Annotated in this window: 14 protein-coding genes; 9 read left to right on the forward strand and 5 right to left on the reverse strand. The window is 70.8% G+C overall.

Going from position 1 to position 16,300, the window contains the following annotated elements; all coding sequences use genetic code 11:
- Window positions 1-19 precede the first annotated feature (19 nt).
- A complete protein-coding gene (locus HNR15_RS16390; protein WP_179483371.1) occupies window positions 20-529 on the forward strand; it encodes a hemerythrin domain-containing protein in 510 nt (169 codons plus the stop codon).
- A gap of 60 nt (window positions 530-589) precedes the next feature.
- On the opposite strand, the gene HNR15_RS16395 is transcribed toward HNR15_RS16390, so the two are convergent.
- The 4 genes from HNR15_RS16395 to HNR15_RS16410 all read right to left on the reverse strand — a co-directional run bounded on the left by HNR15_RS16395 (window position 590) and on the right by HNR15_RS16410 (window position 5,317).
- Window positions 590-1,159, reverse strand: coding sequence for an AAA family ATPase (locus HNR15_RS16395; RefSeq protein ID WP_179483372.1), 570 nt, complete (start codon window positions 1,157-1,159; stop codon window positions 590-592).
- A 20-nt stretch (window positions 1,160-1,179) separates the two neighbouring features.
- Complete coding sequence (locus HNR15_RS18920; RefSeq protein WP_179483373.1) at window positions 1,180-2,334, reverse strand: glycosyltransferase; 1,155 nt, start codon at window positions 2,332-2,334, stop codon at window positions 1,180-1,182.
- Complete coding sequence (locus HNR15_RS16405) at window positions 2,331-3,587, reverse strand: cytochrome P450 (RefSeq protein ID WP_343048575.1); 1,257 nt, start codon at window positions 3,585-3,587, stop codon at window positions 2,331-2,333. Before HNR15_RS16405 ends, HNR15_RS18920 begins: the two co-directional genes overlap by 4 nt.
- Before the next feature lie 227 nt (window positions 3,588-3,814).
- The gene (locus HNR15_RS16410; protein WP_425484553.1) at window positions 3,815-5,317 is read right to left on the reverse strand and encodes a CCA tRNA nucleotidyltransferase; all 1,503 of its coding nucleotides are present in this window, start codon (window positions 5,315-5,317) and stop codon (window positions 3,815-3,817) included.
- Window positions 5,318-5,383: 66 nt separating this feature from the next.
- On the opposite strand from HNR15_RS16410, the gene HNR15_RS16415 reads away from it, so the two are divergent.
- The 6 genes from HNR15_RS16415 to HNR15_RS16440 all read left to right on the forward strand — a co-directional run bounded on the left by HNR15_RS16415 (window position 5,384) and on the right by HNR15_RS16440 (window position 13,302).
- Window positions 5,384-5,869: an NUDIX hydrolase gene (locus HNR15_RS16415; RefSeq protein ID WP_179483375.1), complete on the forward strand. Its 486-nt coding sequence runs from the start codon at window positions 5,384-5,386 to the stop codon at window positions 5,867-5,869.
- 10 nt (window positions 5,870-5,879) lie between these two features.
- Window positions 5,880-8,225: a DUF6049 family protein gene (locus tag HNR15_RS16420; RefSeq protein WP_246306364.1), complete on the forward strand. Its 2,346-nt coding sequence runs from the start codon at window positions 5,880-5,882 to the stop codon at window positions 8,223-8,225.
- Window positions 8,218-10,167, forward strand: a complete 1,950-nt coding sequence (gene murJ / locus HNR15_RS16425; protein WP_179483377.1) for a murein biosynthesis integral membrane protein MurJ — start codon at window positions 8,218-8,220, stop codon at window positions 10,165-10,167. The genes HNR15_RS16420 and murJ overlap by 8 nt, the downstream gene beginning before the upstream one ends.
- 54 nt (window positions 10,168-10,221) lie before the next feature.
- Window positions 10,222-11,895 (forward strand): protein kinase family protein, encoded by a 1,674-nt coding sequence (locus tag HNR15_RS16430; protein ID WP_179483378.1) that lies wholly within the window; start codon window positions 10,222-10,224, stop codon window positions 11,893-11,895.
- Window positions 11,892-12,455 carry an RNA polymerase sigma factor SigM gene (gene sigM, locus HNR15_RS16435; RefSeq protein WP_179483379.1) on the forward strand — a complete coding sequence of 188 codons (564 nt, stop codon included), beginning with the start codon at window positions 11,892-11,894 and terminating at the stop codon, window positions 12,453-12,455. Before HNR15_RS16430 ends, sigM begins: the two co-directional genes overlap by 4 nt.
- A gap of 91 nt (window positions 12,456-12,546) precedes the next feature.
- Window positions 12,547-13,302: a hypothetical protein gene (locus tag HNR15_RS16440; protein WP_179483380.1), complete on the forward strand. Its 756-nt coding sequence runs from the start codon at window positions 12,547-12,549 to the stop codon at window positions 13,300-13,302.
- A 41-nt stretch (window positions 13,303-13,343) separates the two neighbouring features.
- Here the strand turns inward: HNR15_RS16440 and HNR15_RS18925 are convergent, their stop codons facing one another.
- Complete coding sequence (locus HNR15_RS18925) at window positions 13,344-14,123, reverse strand: nuclear transport factor 2 family protein (RefSeq protein ID WP_179483829.1); 780 nt, start codon at window positions 14,121-14,123, stop codon at window positions 13,344-13,346.
- 304 nt (window positions 14,124-14,427) lie between these two features.
- Between HNR15_RS18925 and HNR15_RS16450 the strand changes: the two genes are divergently transcribed.
- Both HNR15_RS16450 and trxB read left to right on the forward strand, forming a co-directional pair.
- Complete coding sequence (locus HNR15_RS16450; RefSeq protein ID WP_179483381.1) at window positions 14,428-15,150, forward strand: TetR/AcrR family transcriptional regulator; 723 nt, start codon at window positions 14,428-14,430, stop codon at window positions 15,148-15,150.
- Window positions 15,151-15,290: 140 nt separating this feature from the next.
- The gene (gene trxB, locus HNR15_RS16455; protein ID WP_179483382.1) at window positions 15,291-16,289 is read left to right on the forward strand and encodes a thioredoxin-disulfide reductase; all 999 of its coding nucleotides are present in this window, start codon (window positions 15,291-15,293) and stop codon (window positions 16,287-16,289) included.
- The last annotated feature ends 11 nt before the right edge of the window (window positions 16,290-16,300 follow it).

Raw genomic sequence — 16,300 nt, forward strand, 5'->3', positions numbered from 1 at the left:
GCCTACCCAGGAGGACGCGGTGGACATCTGCGAACTGATCCTGTCCGACCACCACGAGCAGCGGCGGATGTTCGCGATGCTCGACGACGTGGACCCGGCGGACACCGCGACCCTCGGCGTCCTCTGGACCCGTCTCGCGGCGATGCTCGAGGTGCACGCCCAGGCCGAGGAGATCTACTTCTATCCCGAGCTGCTCAAACTGGGCGAGCGCCTACGCGACGCCAGCGAGGTGGCCGAAACCAAGGACGCGATCGGCGACCACAACGACATCCGCGACGGCATCCTGGCCGCACGGGGTGCCGCGGCCGGCTCCAAGGAGTGGTGGAAGGGCGTCAACGACGCCCGTGAGGCCAACGACGAGCACATGGGCGAGGAGGAGCACGAGGGCCTCAAGGACTTCCGGATGCACGTGGACCTGCAGACCCGGCATGACATCGCGGTGCGGTTCGCCGCGTACGAGGCCGAGAACGTCACCGGTGTGCCGGTCGTCGACAAGGACCCGCAGGACTACGTCGACGAGAACAGCTGACGCCGGTTCCTGACGCCGATCGCCGTCCGCTCGGTCCCTCGGGCGCGGTGGTCGCCGCGGTCAGACACAGGAGGCGCGCGCGCGAAGGAGCGCACCGGTGGGCAACGTCTGCAGGATCGTCGCCGCGATCGTGGGCGCGTCCGACACGCTCGTGAGGACGTGACGCGCGTCCACCTGGGCGTCAGCGAACTCGCCGTACATGTGTGCTGCGGCGTCCAGGTCAGTCAATCCGTGCCCGACCCGGCTCCGGACCCGGTCGAGGCACAGGTCTCGCGGCGGGAGGAGCACGACGTAGTCCAGAGCGTCGAGGCCGGTCGCGGTGAGGAAGGTATCGACAGACCACGGCCCGACGACGCCGTCGTAGACCACGGAGTACCCGCCCCGCACGTACCGCCCGGCCGCAGATGCCGCAGCCTCGAGCACCACGTCGTTCTGCCGGCGGGCCGCAGCCTCCCACGGTGGCACGAAACCGCGATCGAGGAACGCGAAGAAGGCGTCACCCGCTATCGCGGCACTCCGATCGAAACCACCTGACAGCAGGGCAGCGACCGTGCTCTTGCCGGCGCCGGGCGGCCCCGTCACCACGACCAGTCTCGCCGCGTCGCCCGCGGCATCCGCTCGGGCGTTCATCGATTCGGCGACCGGGTCGGTCAGCGGGCGACGGACCGCAGGACGGGCCGGCGACGTTCGGGGTGCATCGCGCGGGCGCGCTCGTAGAGCTCGGTCTCGGCCCGCACCGCGTCCTCGGGACAGACCCGGGGCGGCAGCGTTGCGGCGTTGACACGCAACCGGTGCAGCTCGTCCGGCCGACCGATCAGCGTCGCGAGTGCGTCGGCCATCCCGGCGCCGTCAGCGACCAGTACGCCGTCCACGCCGTCGGTGATGAAGTCCGACAGTCCGTTGGGGCGGTAGCCGATGACGGGCAGCCCCGCGGAGCGCGCCTCGAGCGCGGCGATGCCGAACGCTTCCTGTCGCGAGGAGGCGACGAAGAGGTCGCTCTCGTGGAAGACGTCCTTGATGTCGCCGGAGGGGTGGTAGCCGAGGAAGTGGACCCAGTCGGACAGGCCCAGCCGCTCCACCTGCGCGAGCAGGTCCTTGCGACGGGGTCCGTCGCCGAGGATGCTCACCTTCACCCGGGTGCCGGGCGGGACCTGCTTGCGGGCCTCGGCGAGCGCGTCCAGGAACTCATCGACGTGTTTGCGTTTCTTCAACCGGCCCACCAGCACGAGGCGGACCTCGCGCTGCGGGGTCTCCTTCGTCGGCACCGGTCGCGGGTTCACCCACCACGGTGTGTCGACCAGGTTGGGCAGCACCGAGACCTCGTCGACCGACAGCAGCGTGCGCTGCACGTGCTCGGCGGCCACCGTGCTCACGGCCGACCAGGCCGCCCGCATCCGTCCCCACCCGAACGGCAGGGTCGACACGCGCGTGGCGACGGCGACCTTCCACCACAGGGAGTGCACGGTGATCGCCACCGGGATGCCGCGACGGGACGCCTCGCGCGTCACGAAGATCGCGAGGGGCGAGACCACGGTGAAGTGCGCGTGCACGATGTCGACCTGCGAACCGTCCAGAAGATCGGCGACCATCGCATGGTTGCGCCACGGGAAGGCGACGGTCAGCCACCGGCCCTCGGCGGCGCGCGCCACCGTCAGGTCACGGTCGACCGCTCCCTGCTCGGCGACCGCGGTGATCACGGTGACGTCGTGACCTTCGGCCGTCTGACGACGCGCAAGTGTCTCGACCTGACGTTCGATCCCGCCGACGTCGGGCGGGAAGGAGTCGGCGACGTGGATGATTCTCACTGGGAAACCTCGGACATGGTGTGCGCTGTGGTGGTGGCGCCGAGGCGCACGGGCAGTGACTGCACGCCGTACACGATCGACAGGTCGTGGAAGTTCAGGCTGCCGGCCTCGGCGGCGAGCACGGCGTCCGGGAAACGACGGACGAACGCCCGGAACGCCACGCGCATCTCCATCCGCGCGAGTTCGGCGCCAACGCACCGGTGGATACCGCGCCCGAAGGCGAGGTGGGACTGGCGCTGGCGGTCGGTGCTGAACATCTCTGAGTCCGCCCCGAACGACGCGTCCCGGTTGGCCCCGCTGAGCGAGCAGATCACCACGTCGCCCTTCGCGACGTCGTGCCCGAACAGGTCCATGTCCTCCAACGCGAACCGGGGGAACGCGATCTGCACCACGCTCAGGTAGCGCAGCAACTCCTCGATCAGCCTGTCCAGGCCGGCGTCGTCGCGGGCGAGGGCCGCTGCGTCCGGTCGCTGCAGGATCACCAGGGCGCCGAGGGCCAGCATGCTCGCGGAGGTCTCGTACCCGCCGGTGAAGACGCCGTCGCAGAGCCCGGCCAGGGCGACGTCGTCGATCTGATCACCGTGGGTACGGATCATGTTGCCGATGAGACCGGGCCCGGGCGCCACCCGTTGCCGGCGCACCTCGTCCAGCAGGAACTCCTGGGTGTCGGACATCGCGCCGAACGTGCCCTGGCCCCCGCCGTTGACGTCGAAACGCGTACGACCGAGCTCGCGGAACCGTTCACGCTCCTCGACCGGGAGTCCCAGCAGTTCGCAGATGATCGCGAACGGCACCGGGAAGGCGAAGTCGGATACGAGGTCGACCACGCCGTCCTGCGCCTCGAGCCGATCGAGCTGCTCCTGCACGATCCGTTCCACGTTCGGCAGGAACGCGGCGATCCGGCGCCCGGTGAACTCCGGGGTGAGCATCTTGCGCAGGCGGGTGTGCTCGGGAGCATCGGTGAAGCCGAGGCCGCCGATGTCGGTGGAGGAACCGGCACCCATGAACGGACGGATGTCGGTGCTGTAGCTGTCACGGTCGTCCAGGACCCGTCGGGTCTCTTCGTACCCGGTCACGAGCCACAATGTGATGCCGAAGACCCGACCGAACCTGGTCACTGGCTCCGCGATGCGCTGCTGGGCGAGCTGCGGCATGGGGTCCAGACCCTCTCGCCGCAGCGGCATCAGGAACTTCTTCGGCAGCACCGTGACGGCGGAGAGGCCGAACCGCCGGGACGCGGACGTCCTCAGCACTTTGCGAGCGACCGTACGTCGCAGCCACCCGGGCACCAAGAAACTATTCTCCCATTCGGCGTCTCGTGCGCTCGCCGGTATCGCGTTGTCGGCCGCACTGGCGTCAACCAGGACCCCATACGTTCGGGGACGGAGCGCCCCCGCTCAGATCTTCTGAGGCGCAGCTACCTTACGCGCACCTGCCTGTCGCGTTGCTCAGGTTGCGCGCGAACGGCCCCGCGTCGCACTCAGCCGGAGGATTCCGGCTGCTCGGACCACCAGCGGCGCAGCTCCTGCGCGGCGGCGTCCTCGCCGACCTCGCCCTGGTCGAGCCGGTAGGCCAGCAGGTGCTTGTACGCGCGGCCGAGCACCGGGCCGGGCGCGATACCGAGCACCTGCGCGATCTGGTTGCCGTCGAGCTCGGGGCGTACGGCGTCCAGCTTCTCCCGCTCCAGCAGGGAGGCGATCCGGACCTCCAGGTCGCCGTACGTACGCGCGAGCATCGCGGCCTTGCGCCGGTTGCGGGTGGTGCAGTCAGCGCGGGTGAGCAGGTGCAGCCGCGACAGCAGCGGCCCGGCGTCCGTCACGTAACGGCGCACCGCCGAGTCGGTCCACTCGCCGCCGCCGTACCCGTGGAAGCGCAGGTGCAGCTCGACGAGGCGGGTGACGTCCTTGATCTCCTCCTTGGCGAAGCGCAGCGCCTTCATGCGCTTGCGGGTGAGACCGGCGCCGACCATCTCGTGGTGGTGGAAGGACACGCCGCCGCCGGACTCGAAGCGCCGGGTGGCGGGCTTGCCGATGTCGTGCAGCAGCGCGGCGAGGCGCAGCGTCAGATCCGGTTGCGGAACGGGGGTGACCGGGCCCAGCCCGTCGACGCTGCGCGGTCCCTCCAGCGCGATCGCCTGCTGCAGGACGGTGAGGGAGTGCTCGTAGACGTCCTTGTGGTGGTGGTGCTCGTCGACCTCGAGCTGCAGGGCCGGCAGCTCCGGCAGGACCACCTGAGCGAGACCGGTCTCGGTCAGGACGCGCAGGCCCTTGACCGGGTCCGGTGCGAGCAGCAGCTTGACCAGCTCATCGCGCACCCGCTCCGCCGAGACCATCGACAGGTGCGCCGCCGCCTCGGTCATCGCTTCGCGGACCCGCGGCGCCAGCTCGAAGTCCAGCTGCGCGGTGAAGCGGGCCGCCCGCATCATCCGCAACGGGTCGTCCGCGAAGGACTCCTGCGGGGTGGCCGGGGTGTCCAGCATCCGTGCGGCCAGCGCCGCGAGGCCGTCGTACGGGTCGACGAACTCCAACTGCGGCAGGCGCAGCGCCATCGCGTTGACCGTGAAGTCACGGCGGCGCAGGTCCTCCTCCAGGGAGTCGCCGAAAGACACCTGCGGCTTGCGGGTCTGCCGGTCGTACGCATCGGCGCGGTAGGTCGTGATCTCGACCTGTACGCCGTGCCGACGACCGCCGATCGTGCCGAACGCGCGGCCGATGTCCCACGTGGTGGCGCCCCACGCCGTCAGCAGGGCTTCGGTCTGGTCCGGGCGGGCCGAGGTCGTCAGGTCCACGTCGGTCAGATCGCGGCCGAGGAAGGCGTCGCGCACCGGCCCACCGACGAGGGCCAGCTGGTGTCCCTCGGCCTCGAAGAGCTCGCCGAGCTCCCGCAGCGTCGCGAGGACCGGGGCCAGCCGCCGTACCGCGAGTTCCTGCAGCCGCGAGATCTCGGACGGGTCGGGACGTTCGGGTGATGCCGGTGGTGCCACGCCCGCCAGGGTAGGGGACGCGGGGACATGCTCGAATTCGCGCCACCCCGTGGTTACAGTGCAGAGATGACGCTGTATCCCCTTCCCGCGAGCCGGCATCAGCGCCGACTCCCCGCGGTGGAGGAGATCTCGGCCGGTGGTGTCGTCATCGACGTCGCCCAGGGCCGTGCCTACATCGCCCTGATCGCGAGACACAACCGCGCAGGGCGCCTCGAGTGGTGCCTGCCGAAGGGGCACGTCGAGCCCGGCGAGACCCTCACCGAGACCGCGGTTCGCGAGGTCGAGGAGGAAACCGGCATCATGGGTCGCGCCCTGCTGACCCTGGGCACGATCGACTATTGGTTCAGCACGCCGCAGTTCCGGATCCACAAGCGGGTGCATCACTACCTGTTGGAGGCGCTCGGTGGGGAGATCTCCATCGAGAACGACCCCGACCACGAGGCGATCGATGCGCAGTGGTTCCTCCTGGAGGACGTCGCAGCACGCCTCACCTTCCCCAACGAACGGCGCATCGCCCACACCGCTTGGGAGCACCTCGCGGGAACTGCCTGAGCCGGTGACCATGCTGACCCGGGGAGCCGCGCTGTTGGCGGCATTGCTCGTCTTCGCCTGCCTGCTCGTCGGTGTCCCGACCGCCTCGGCCGTGACACACGCGGCGAGCGGGTTCGACCCCGATGTGGCGATCACCGCGGTCAGCCCGACAGTGGCGGCGCCCGACAAGCCGGTCACCATCACCGGGTCGCTCACCGCCGGGAGCAGGGCACTCACGGCGCCGGTGCTCACCGCCTCGCTCGGCACCACCGACCTGGACACCGTGAGCTCCGTGCGCTCCTGGAACGCCGGCACATCACAGGTGCTGACGCGCAACCGGGCATCGACCCGGCCGGGCTCCCTCAACGCGGGCGGCTTCGAGCAGTTCACCCTCACCATTCCCGCCGATGCGCTGGCGCTGCGCTACAGCAACGCCAACCTGCCGCTGTCCATCTCGTTGTCCAACGGTGTCGGGGGTGTGCCGTTGAGTACCTGGCGTACGACGTTGTCGTTCGTGCGCACCGCCCCGGCCGTTCCGATGCACGTCACCTGGCTCGTGCCGTTGATGCTGCCTGCGGACTCGGCACTCTTCGGACCGACCGGCAGCGCCCGAACCGCCGCCTGGGAGAACGCGATCGGGACCGGGTCGCGCATCGACACGATGCTGCGCGCCCTGGCTGGGCAGCCGGTGACCTGGGTGATCGACCCGGCCGTCATCGCGCCGCCCGCGGCCGCTGACCGCAACGTGCCTGCCGCCACCTCGAGCGCCGCCCCCACGGGCACCTCCAGCTCCTCCACCAGGGGGTCGTCGGGCGCCACCGGGTCCTCCTCCTCAGCGGGCTCCACCTCCTCCGGCAGCAGGTCATCCACTCCGTCCCCGAGCGGCAGCTCGGGGACGACCGGCACCAGCACCGACCCGGCCGCCACGCTGGCCGCGCAGCTGCGTACCCGTCTGGCCTCGCTGCCCTCGTACCAGTCGGTGCTGTGGACGCCGTACGACGACCCGGACCTGTCCGCGCTCGCGACGTCGGGCACCCGTGGAGAACAGCTGATGCGCGAGGAGGTGGGCCGCTCGCTGCCCTCCGACATGGCTGCGGTGAGCTCCACCTCGGTGGCCTGGCCCGCATCGGGTGTCGATGCGACGGTGCTGCGCACCATCACGAACGCGTGGTCGCAGAAGCACCGGGCGGCACCGGTGGTGATCCTGCCGAAGGAAGCGGCCTCCGACACCGGCGACATCACCGGCACCGCCGAACGATCCGCCACCGGCACGGCGGGTCTGCTCCTCTACGACCAGCAACTGAGCGCACTCGTCGGTGCGGCCACGGGTGACATCGGCCTGCGCACCCAGGAGTTCCTGGCGCAGAGCCTGGCGGTCTACGAGGAGCGACCCGCCACCTCGCGCTCGCTCGCGATCGTCGTACCCCGTTCCGCCGGCGCGGCCGCCTCTCAGCTCGCATCGATCATCTCCGCTGCGCGCAAGGCGCCGTGGTTGGCCGACCGCTCCGGCGCGCAGGCCGTCCGGATCGCCCGATCGGCCACCCCCGACACGCTGCGGTCGCAGCGGACCACCGTGACCTTCCCCGCACCGAGAACCACCGCCGTCACGCAGGCGTTCCTCACCAGGATCGGCACCCAGCGTCGGCAACTGTCCGGCCTGAACTCGCTGCTCGTGAACTCCGGCGACGTGATCTCCGACCGGTTGCGCCTGGTCGACAACCTGGGATCGACGCGGTGGCGGGGCTACACCGCCGGGGCGACCCACTCGGCGCAGTACAGCGCCGCCGGGCTAGCGAGCCTGCTGTCACTGGTGTCGGTCAGCACCTCCCCCGTCAACTTCTTCACCGACCGGGGAGCGCTGTCCATCAACGTGGTCAACAAGCTCAACCGCCCGGTGCACAACGTGCGGGTGGTGCTGCTGCCGCGCGCGATCCAGCTGAAAGTGCGCCGCCAGGCACCGGCGATCTCGCTGGCCGCCGGCGGGCTCGGCATCGTGCGCCCGGAGGTCGCGGCCGCAGGCTCCGGGTCGGTGCCGGTGGACGCGGTCATCGAAACCGCGAACGGGGTCGAACTGGGTGCGCCGCGGGGCACGAAGGCCAACCTGCAGGTCAACGTGCGCCCCACCGCGACATGGATCTACTGGGCCCTCGGCGCGGTGGCGGGACTCATCCTCATCGGCGGGGTCGTCCGCAGCATCCGGCGCGGCCCGCGCGCCGAGCAGGACGTGGCGCCGCAACCAGGCAGCGCGCCGCCTCGCGCTGCCACCCCTGGGGATGCGATCGTAGCGAGCACACCGAGCCCGACCGCGGCAGCGCCGCGCCCCGGTGACGAGACTGCAACCACCGACCATCGCGCCGGGGAGGATCCGCATGAGTGAGCCCTCCGGGCGCAGTCTCGGCACCCGGTACGACGCGGCCGCGCCGCCCCCGCGCGGGCCGGACGAGCCGGACGGGTCGTCGTCGCGGCCCAGCCTCGGCGCGCAGTACTCCCGGTCGCGCGGCGACGAGTCGTCGCTCGACCTCTTCTCCGGCACCGTCATCCTGGAGCCGCGACTGGTCGACACGCGCTCCGCGCGGGTCGTGCGCCAGGCGGCCGGCCCGCCCCGCGGCGCGACCCGTGCCTCCCTGCGCGATGCACCGCCCCGACCGCCGTCAGCCGCCCCGACCGGTACGCCGGACAAGACGGCGGGCGACGCGGGAGTCGCGGGAGTCGCCCGCTCGAGCGCGATCATGGCCGCCGGCACCCTGGTGTCCCGGATGCTCGGGTTCCTGCGGGCCTACCTCCTGCTGACAGCGCTCGGTGCGGTCAGCAAGGGCAAGGGCGCCAACGCCGCGAACATCTGGGACACCGCCAACACGCTGCCCAACATGGTCTTCCTGCTGCTGGCCGGCGGCGTCTTCAACGCGGTGCTCATCCCCCAGCTGACCAAGGCCCTGAAGGACCCGGACGGCGGGAAGGGCTACACCGACCGACTGGTCACGCTCGCCCTGCTGCTGCTCGGCGGGATCACCGCCATCTGCCTGATCTTCGCCTACCCGCTCTACCGCATCTACGACGTGACGGGCTCGCCCGCGGCGCTGCACCTGGGCTGGTTGTTCGGTCTGCTGTGCCTTCCGCAGATCCTGTTCTACGGCGTCTACACGATCTTCGGGGAGGTGTTGAACTCCCGCAGTCGATTCGGTGCGTTCATGTGGTCGCCGGCGCTTGCCAATATCGCCTCGATCCTCGGCCTGCTCTACTTCATGGCGCGCTTCAGCCCGAACATCGCACCGGGCGACTGGACCGGCGAGATGATCCTGGTCCTCGGAGGCAGCACCACGATCGGGATCGTCGCCCAGGCGCTGGTGCTGATCATCCCGATGAGGCGGGCCGGGTACCGCTTCACGCCCAACATGCACTTCCGGGGCGTGGGGCTGCGCTCGACCGGGAAGATCGCCGGCCTGGCGTTCTCCGCCATCCTCGTGCAGCAGGCGAGCCTGCTTGTGACGACCAACGTGCTCAACAACCTCCCGGGCAGGTACCCCGGACGCATCGTGCAGTCCACCGCGTTCCTGCTCTTCATGCTGCCGCACTCCCTGGTCACGGTCAGCCTGATCACCGCGCTCTACACCCGCATCTCCACCGCTGCCCACGACCGCGACACCACACGGGTCACCGACGACGTCGCGACCGCCGTACGCCTGTGCGGGGTCGCCGTCATCCCGGTGACGATCGGCTCGTTCGCCCTGATCCCGCCGTTGGCCCTGCTCTACGGCCACAACAGCGGATCGGTGGCGGTCGCCGGACTCTCCAGCGCCACGATCGCGATGCTGCTGGGGAGCTTCCCGCTGGCGCTCAACGTGATCGTGCAACGCACGCTCTACGCGTACGAGGACGCCGTCAAACCCCTGATGATGCAGTTCCTCGGGACCGCGGTCGCCGTGCCTCTCACCCTCCTGTGCGCGCTCCTGCCGCCCGAACGGGTCGGCACCGGCGTGGCCCTCGTGCAGTCGATCAGCTACGTCGCGCAGGCGGCATCGGGCTACTACTGGCTGCGCAAGCGCCTCGGCGGTCTGCCGATGCCGGGTGTGCCACGCACCTACGGCCGCCTTGCCGCGGCGGCGGTCGCCGGAGCCCTCGTGACGTTCGTCGTGCGATGGGGCCTCGGCCACGTCATCCACGCGCCCGTCGCCGGTGCACTCGCGGCTCTGGTGATCGGCGGTGTGTTCTTCCTGGTCGTGTACGTCATGGTGGCCCGCGCTTTGAAGGTGCGTGAGATCGATGCATTGTTGGCGCCGGTCACCAGCCGCCTCAGCCGAACTGGGCGCAGCCCCGCCTAGACTTCCGCCAGAACTCGCGGCTCGGCCGCGATCGCCCAAGGAGCAGGAGGACGCGTGCAGCACTCGAGCGAGGGGGACGCGCTCGCCGGACGGTACGAGCTGACCTCCAGCGTCGCCGTCTCCGGCGCCCGCCGCCAGTGGCACGCCGTGGACCGCACTCTGGCGCGCGACGTCACGGCGATCACGTTCCCTGCCGACGACCCGCACGCCGAGGCAGCGCTGGACAGCGCCCGCCGCGCGGCCGGCGTCGATGACCTGCACCTGCTGCGCATCCTGGACGTCGGCACCGAGGACGGCACGTCGTACGTCGTGACGGAGCGGGTGCACGACGCAGAGTCCCTGGTGGACCTGCTGCGATTCCAGACCCTGCCCGCCGAGGAGGCGCGCCGCATCGTCGGTGAGGCCGCCACCGGGCTGCACACCGCGGCCGCCCGTGGTCTGCACCACCTGATGCTCACCCCGCACGACATCGTCCGCTCCCGCGACGGCGCCATCACGGTGCTGGGCGTCGCGACCGACGGCGCGCTCGCGGGCCTGGACGACGTCCCGCCGTCGGTGGCCTCGCGCACCGACACCAAGGACCTGGTGCGCATCCTCTACGCCGCGCTCACCGGTCGATGGCCGGGCGCCGCGGCGGTGCCCGGCCTGCCGAGCGCGACCGGCAGCAGCGGCGGATCCGCATCCGGGTCCGACGAAGGGTCGAGCGACCGTTCGGTCCCCGTTCCGGCCCCGTCCACGCTGGTCACCAGGGTGCCGTCCGACCTGGACTCCCTCTGTCTCGAGGTGCTGGTCGAGGACGGGGGGCCGCGCACTCCCGGCGAGTTGGCCCGGCTGCTCTCGCCGTGGTCCGCCGAACGGGTGCACGGCGTCGGTGGACGTGACGTGGCGCTCGCCGACGAGGAGGAACTTGCCGCGGCCCCTGCCCCTCACCGCGGTGCGGCCACGCGCTACTTCGACGATGCCGACCGTCCGACCCGCCGCAGGGATCCCGACGAGACCCGGCAGCACGCCGTGGGCGCACTCCCCGCGGACATGTCGGTCCGCGATCCGAGCCTCGTCGACCTGGAACCGCCGGCACCCGGCCTGCCCTCCGGCTACGACGAGCCCGACCGCCGCTCCAGCGGCCTGGCGCTGGGCATCGTCGCGGTCCTGCTGATCCTCACCCTCGTCGTCGCGGTGTACGGACTGAGGGGCATCGGATCCAGCGGCGCGAGCGGTGCGACGTCGACGAAGTCCCCGACCAGCACCACCTCCTCCGCGCCGAGTTCGACCACGACCTCCACCGTGGCGTCCGGTACGCCGATCAAGCCCGTCTCGATCACCAGCTACGACCCGGACGGCAACGGCGACGAGCACAACGAGCTGGCCCGGCGCGCCATCGACGGCGACAACAACACCATGTGGGTCACGCACATCTACCGGACCGACACGTTCGGAAGCACCAAGAACGGCGTCGGCCTGTTGCTCGACCTCGGCTCGAGCAAGCAGGTCGGCAGCGTCTCCATCAACGTGATCGGCAACCCCACGACCATCGAGGTCTTCGTCACCAACAAGAAGACCATCGTCGGGGGCACCCCGATCGGCACACTGACCAACGGCTCGGGCGAGCAGACCGTGCGTGGCACCCCGCGAACGGGGCGGTACGTCATCGTGTGGATCACCCACCTCAGCCAGTACTCGGGCGGGCTCTACCGCGACCAGATCGCCGAGGTGAAGGTCTTCTCGTGAGCCATCTCGAGGCGGTGCCCGCCACGGACGCCCAGCTCCTGCGGGCGCACATCCAGGGCGACCCCGACGCGTTCGGTGAGTTGTTCCGCCGGCACAAGGACCGGATGTGGGCGGTCGCGGTGCGTACGACGCGTGACCCGGAGATCGCCGCGGACGCCGTCCAGGACGGGTTCATCTCGGCGTTCCGTCGTGCGGAGTCCTTCCGCGGGGACTCCCAGGTGACCACCTGGCTGCACCGGATCGTCGTCAACGCATGCCTGGACCGGATGCGGCGCATCAGACCGACCGCCGAGCTGCCCGAGTACGACCTCGCGGATCGCCACGACCGGCACGCCAGCGCCGAGGTCCGCATCGACGTACAGCAGGCGTTGGGCGAGATCCCGGAGGCCCAGCGGCTGGCGCTGACCCTGGTGGACATGCAGGGTCTGTCGGTCGCCGAGACGGCGCAGGTGCTGGAGGTCGCCGAGGGCACGGTCAAATCGCGTTGTGCCCGTGGTCGGGCGGCGCTGGCCGAGCTGCTGCGCGACCGGCAGGGCGACGGATACGGGGCCGCCCGATGACCGGGCAGCGCACCGCGAGAAACTTCGCCGGAAGCGGGAACCGATCGGAGCCGGACGCCGTCGTACCGGTGACCAGGAGTGGAGGAATCGAATGACCGACCCACCTTCCTCCGGCATCGAACCGACCGACGAGGGCGAGGATCAGAGGATTCGCGATCTGCTGGCGGCCGTGCCGGGGCCGGGACGGATGCCGGACGACGTGACGTTCCGGATCGAGGCTGCCCTCGCGCAGGAGCAGCGGGCACGAGCCGCCTCCGATGCACCGACCGCGCGCCTCGGCAGTCCGGTCACCGCCGCACCCGCTGAACAGCCCGCGCCGCGCAGTCACGCCGACGTCGTCGACCTGGACGCCCGCCGCCGGCGAGGTCGCGGCTGGCGTGCCCTCGGCGTCGCCGCGGCGGCCGCGGTGATCGTGGGCGGTGGAGCCGTCGGGTACGCCGGGCTGCGCCACCAGAGTGCTCCGGTGGCCCAAGCACCGTCGCCCGCGGCATCACTGGCCGGCCGCGTCTCCCTGGGGGAGACCGGTCAGAACTACACCAGCGCCGCGCTGCCGACCCAGGCTGCGTCGTTGCTGGCGAGCCCCGGCACGACCTCGGTGCCGCCGCAGGTGGCGCAGGAGTACGGCGCGATGGCCACCTCCCAGGGCGTCGTGGCCTGCCTGGGGTCGCTGGGGTCGGCGCTGGCCGCCGACCCGGACCACATCACCGTCGACCTGGCGCGTTATAACGGAACGCCGGCCGTCGTCGTCGTACTCACCAAGTCCGGCAAGAGCACCGCGTGGGTGGTGAGCCGCAGCTGCACCAGCGGGTCCAAGCCCCTGGCCGGACCCGCCGCGGTCGCCACCTGAGCGAGCGCGGCGCCCCGCGTGGCATCGGGAGCTCTGCTCTCTCAGCCCTTCGGCGGGGTCCAGGTGGGCGGTAGTCCGGACTGCCGCAGCAGGTCCGCGAGGTTGTAGTAGTCGGTGTCGCTGACGATCCGGTGGCCGCGCAGGTGCAGCACCGTGGCCATCGGCACTGCGAACGAGTGCGGTGCGCCGACGATGTGGCCGCGGTAGATGGACTGGATCAGCATCCGGTCGCCGTCGCGGAACGCATCCTGCAGAGTGCCGCTCACGTCGGGGATGAGCTTGTGGGTGTCGGCCTGCCAGGTGGCGACGCCCTGGCGACCGTGGGAGACCTTTCCGACACCCTCGTCGGTGTAGGTGGCATCCGCGGTGAAGAGCCGGGCGAGCTGCTGGGGATCGCTGCTGGCCCAGCCGGCGATCCACCGGGAGGCCAGCCCGCGGTGGCGAGGGCGGCCACCAGCCCGAAGACGCCCAGGGCCACGCAGACGACGGCGACGGGGCGCGGGAGGCCGAATCGTCGCGCAGCGACCCCGACGACGACCGGCAGCGCGTTGGCGACGACGATCACCAGACCGGCGCCGAGGAAGTACCAGGTGATGGTGCCGTCCGCCCGGGCGGCGGGCGAGTCGTGGAAGAGGGAGAAGAGCGCGAATCCGACGGCTTCCAGCAGGGCGAGCACGCGCACGACGACGCCGGTGCGACCGCCGACGAGCCGGCCGAGGACCAACCCGGCCCCCAGGACCAGCAACCCGTTGGCGAGCCAGGTCACCAGCATCGCCTTCCAGTCGGGCGAGCAGACGGCGTGTCCCTCGTAGTTCCCGCAGTAGGGACTGCCCAGGTAGGCGACCTTGTCATCGACGTAGCTGTACGGCGGACGGTGCCAGCCGTTCGCGACGACGGCCTCTACGACGGCGCTCGCGACAGCGCCGAGCACCAACCCGGCCCCGGCGGATACGACGAGGCGTGGGGACAGTCGAGGTGCTGGGGTGGTCAGGTCGGCGGTGGGACCCTGGTCGAGCGGTGCGGTGGGCATGGCGGCTTCTCTCTGACGGGAGTTCGTCCGCTCTCCACTAGAACAGTTATAGGTGTATAACGCAAGTGACACCCTGGTCACGATATGCTCACCCCATGGCCACCACCGCCCCCTCCGCGCGTCCGCGTCGCGCGGAGTTGCGCGCTCGGACACTCTCGGAGATCCGCGAGCACGCATACGCGCAGATCGCGGCCGGAGGCCCGACTGCGTTGTCGCTCAACGGGATAGCGAAGGCCATGGGAATGTCCGGACCGGCCATGTACCGCTATTTCGCGGCGCGGGACGAGCTGCTCGCGACGCTGGTGGTCGAGACCTACGAGGATTTCGCCGACGCGATCGAACAGGCCGTCGAGGACGCCGGCCGCCGATCTGCGGCGGGCCGGCTGCGCGCGGTGCTGGACGCCGGCCGCGACTGGGCGCTCGCCCAACCGCATCGCTACCGGTTGATCTTCGCCAGCACGTACGGCTCGGGCGGTCTCGACCCGGACCGAATCGTGCCGGCCTCCGACCGCTCGATGACCGCTCTGCTGCGGGCCATCGCCGATCTGCGTCAGCCCGACGCACGCCTGCCGCGCGTCGACGCCACGCTCGGGCGCGAGCTCACGGCATGGGCAGCCGACCGCGCAGGCGACGACCCCTGGGGCGACGCTGCCTCCGACCCCGCCCTGCTCGCACTGGCCGTGCAGCTCTGGTCGCGCGCGCACGGCATCATCAGCCTGGAGATCGAAGGCACGTACGCGCAGATGGGCCTGGACGCAGAGCGGCTCTACCGCTGCGAGATCGACGACGCGATCGGCCGACTGCGCCCGCACGACTAGCGACACGAGCCCGGACGGGGGACCCGCGAAGGTCGCCGGGTGGACGCCACGGGCGCGGGAACAAGGCTCATCTAGGATCTGTTCCACTCCATGACGCCCGTTCCCGGGCGCCTCCGCATGCGTTAGGAGCAGGTCCTCCCGTGACTGCTGACACCGTCCGCAACCTCATCATCGTCGGCTCCGGACCCGCCGGATACACAGCCGCGATCTACGCCGCCCGCGCCAACCTCGCACCCTTGGTGTTCGAGGGATCGGTCACGGCAGGCGGCGCGCTGATGAACACCACCGAGGTGGAGAACTTCCCGGGCTTCCCCGAAGGCGTGATGGGCCCGGACCTGATGGAGCACATGCGCGCCCAGGCCGAGCGCTTCGGCGCGGAACTGATCCGCGACGACGTGCTGTCCATGGACCTGAGCGGACCGGTGAAGTCCGTCACCGACGGTGAGGGCAACACGCACCGGGCGCACGCGGTCATCCTCGCCATGGGATCGGCGTACCGCGAGCTCGGACTGCCCGACGAACAGCGCTTGTCCGGCCGGGGCGTCTCCTGGTGCGCGACCTGCGACGGCGCGTTCTTCCGCGAGCAGGACATCGTGGTCGTCGGCGGCGGCGATTCGGCCATCGAGGAGGCGACCTTCCTGACCCGCTTCGCCCGCACGGTCACCCTGGTGCACCGCCGCGATGCACTGCGGGCCTCGCGGATCATGGCCGACCGGGCGCACGCCAACCCCAAGATCCGGTTCGCCTGGAACAGCGAGGTCGCCGCGATCCACGGTGACAGCAAGGTCTCCTCGATCACGCTGCGCGACACCGTGGACGGCACCGAGCGCGAGCTGGAGGCCACCGGGGTCTTCGTCGCGATCGGGCACCTGCCGCGCAACGAGTTGATTCTCGGCACGGTCGCGACCGACGCCGAGGGCTACGTAACGGTGGCGCCGGGTTCGACCAGCACGAACGTCGAGGGTGTCTTCGCGTGCGGCGACCTGGTCGACCACACCTACCGCCAGGCCATCACCGCCGCCGGATCCGGGTGCGCGGCGAGCCTGGACGCCGAGCGCTTCCTGGCCGACCTCGAGCAGTCACCCGCGCACGATGTCGCGCAGCGCCAGGACGCCACCGAACTCGTCACCGCTGACTGATCCCGTTGCCC

Origin of the sequence: Allobranchiibius huperziae (genome assembly GCF_013410455.1) — a bacterium.
In the GTDB taxonomy this organism is placed as follows: Bacteria; Actinomycetota; Actinomycetes; order Actinomycetales; family Dermatophilaceae; genus Allobranchiibius; species Allobranchiibius huperziae.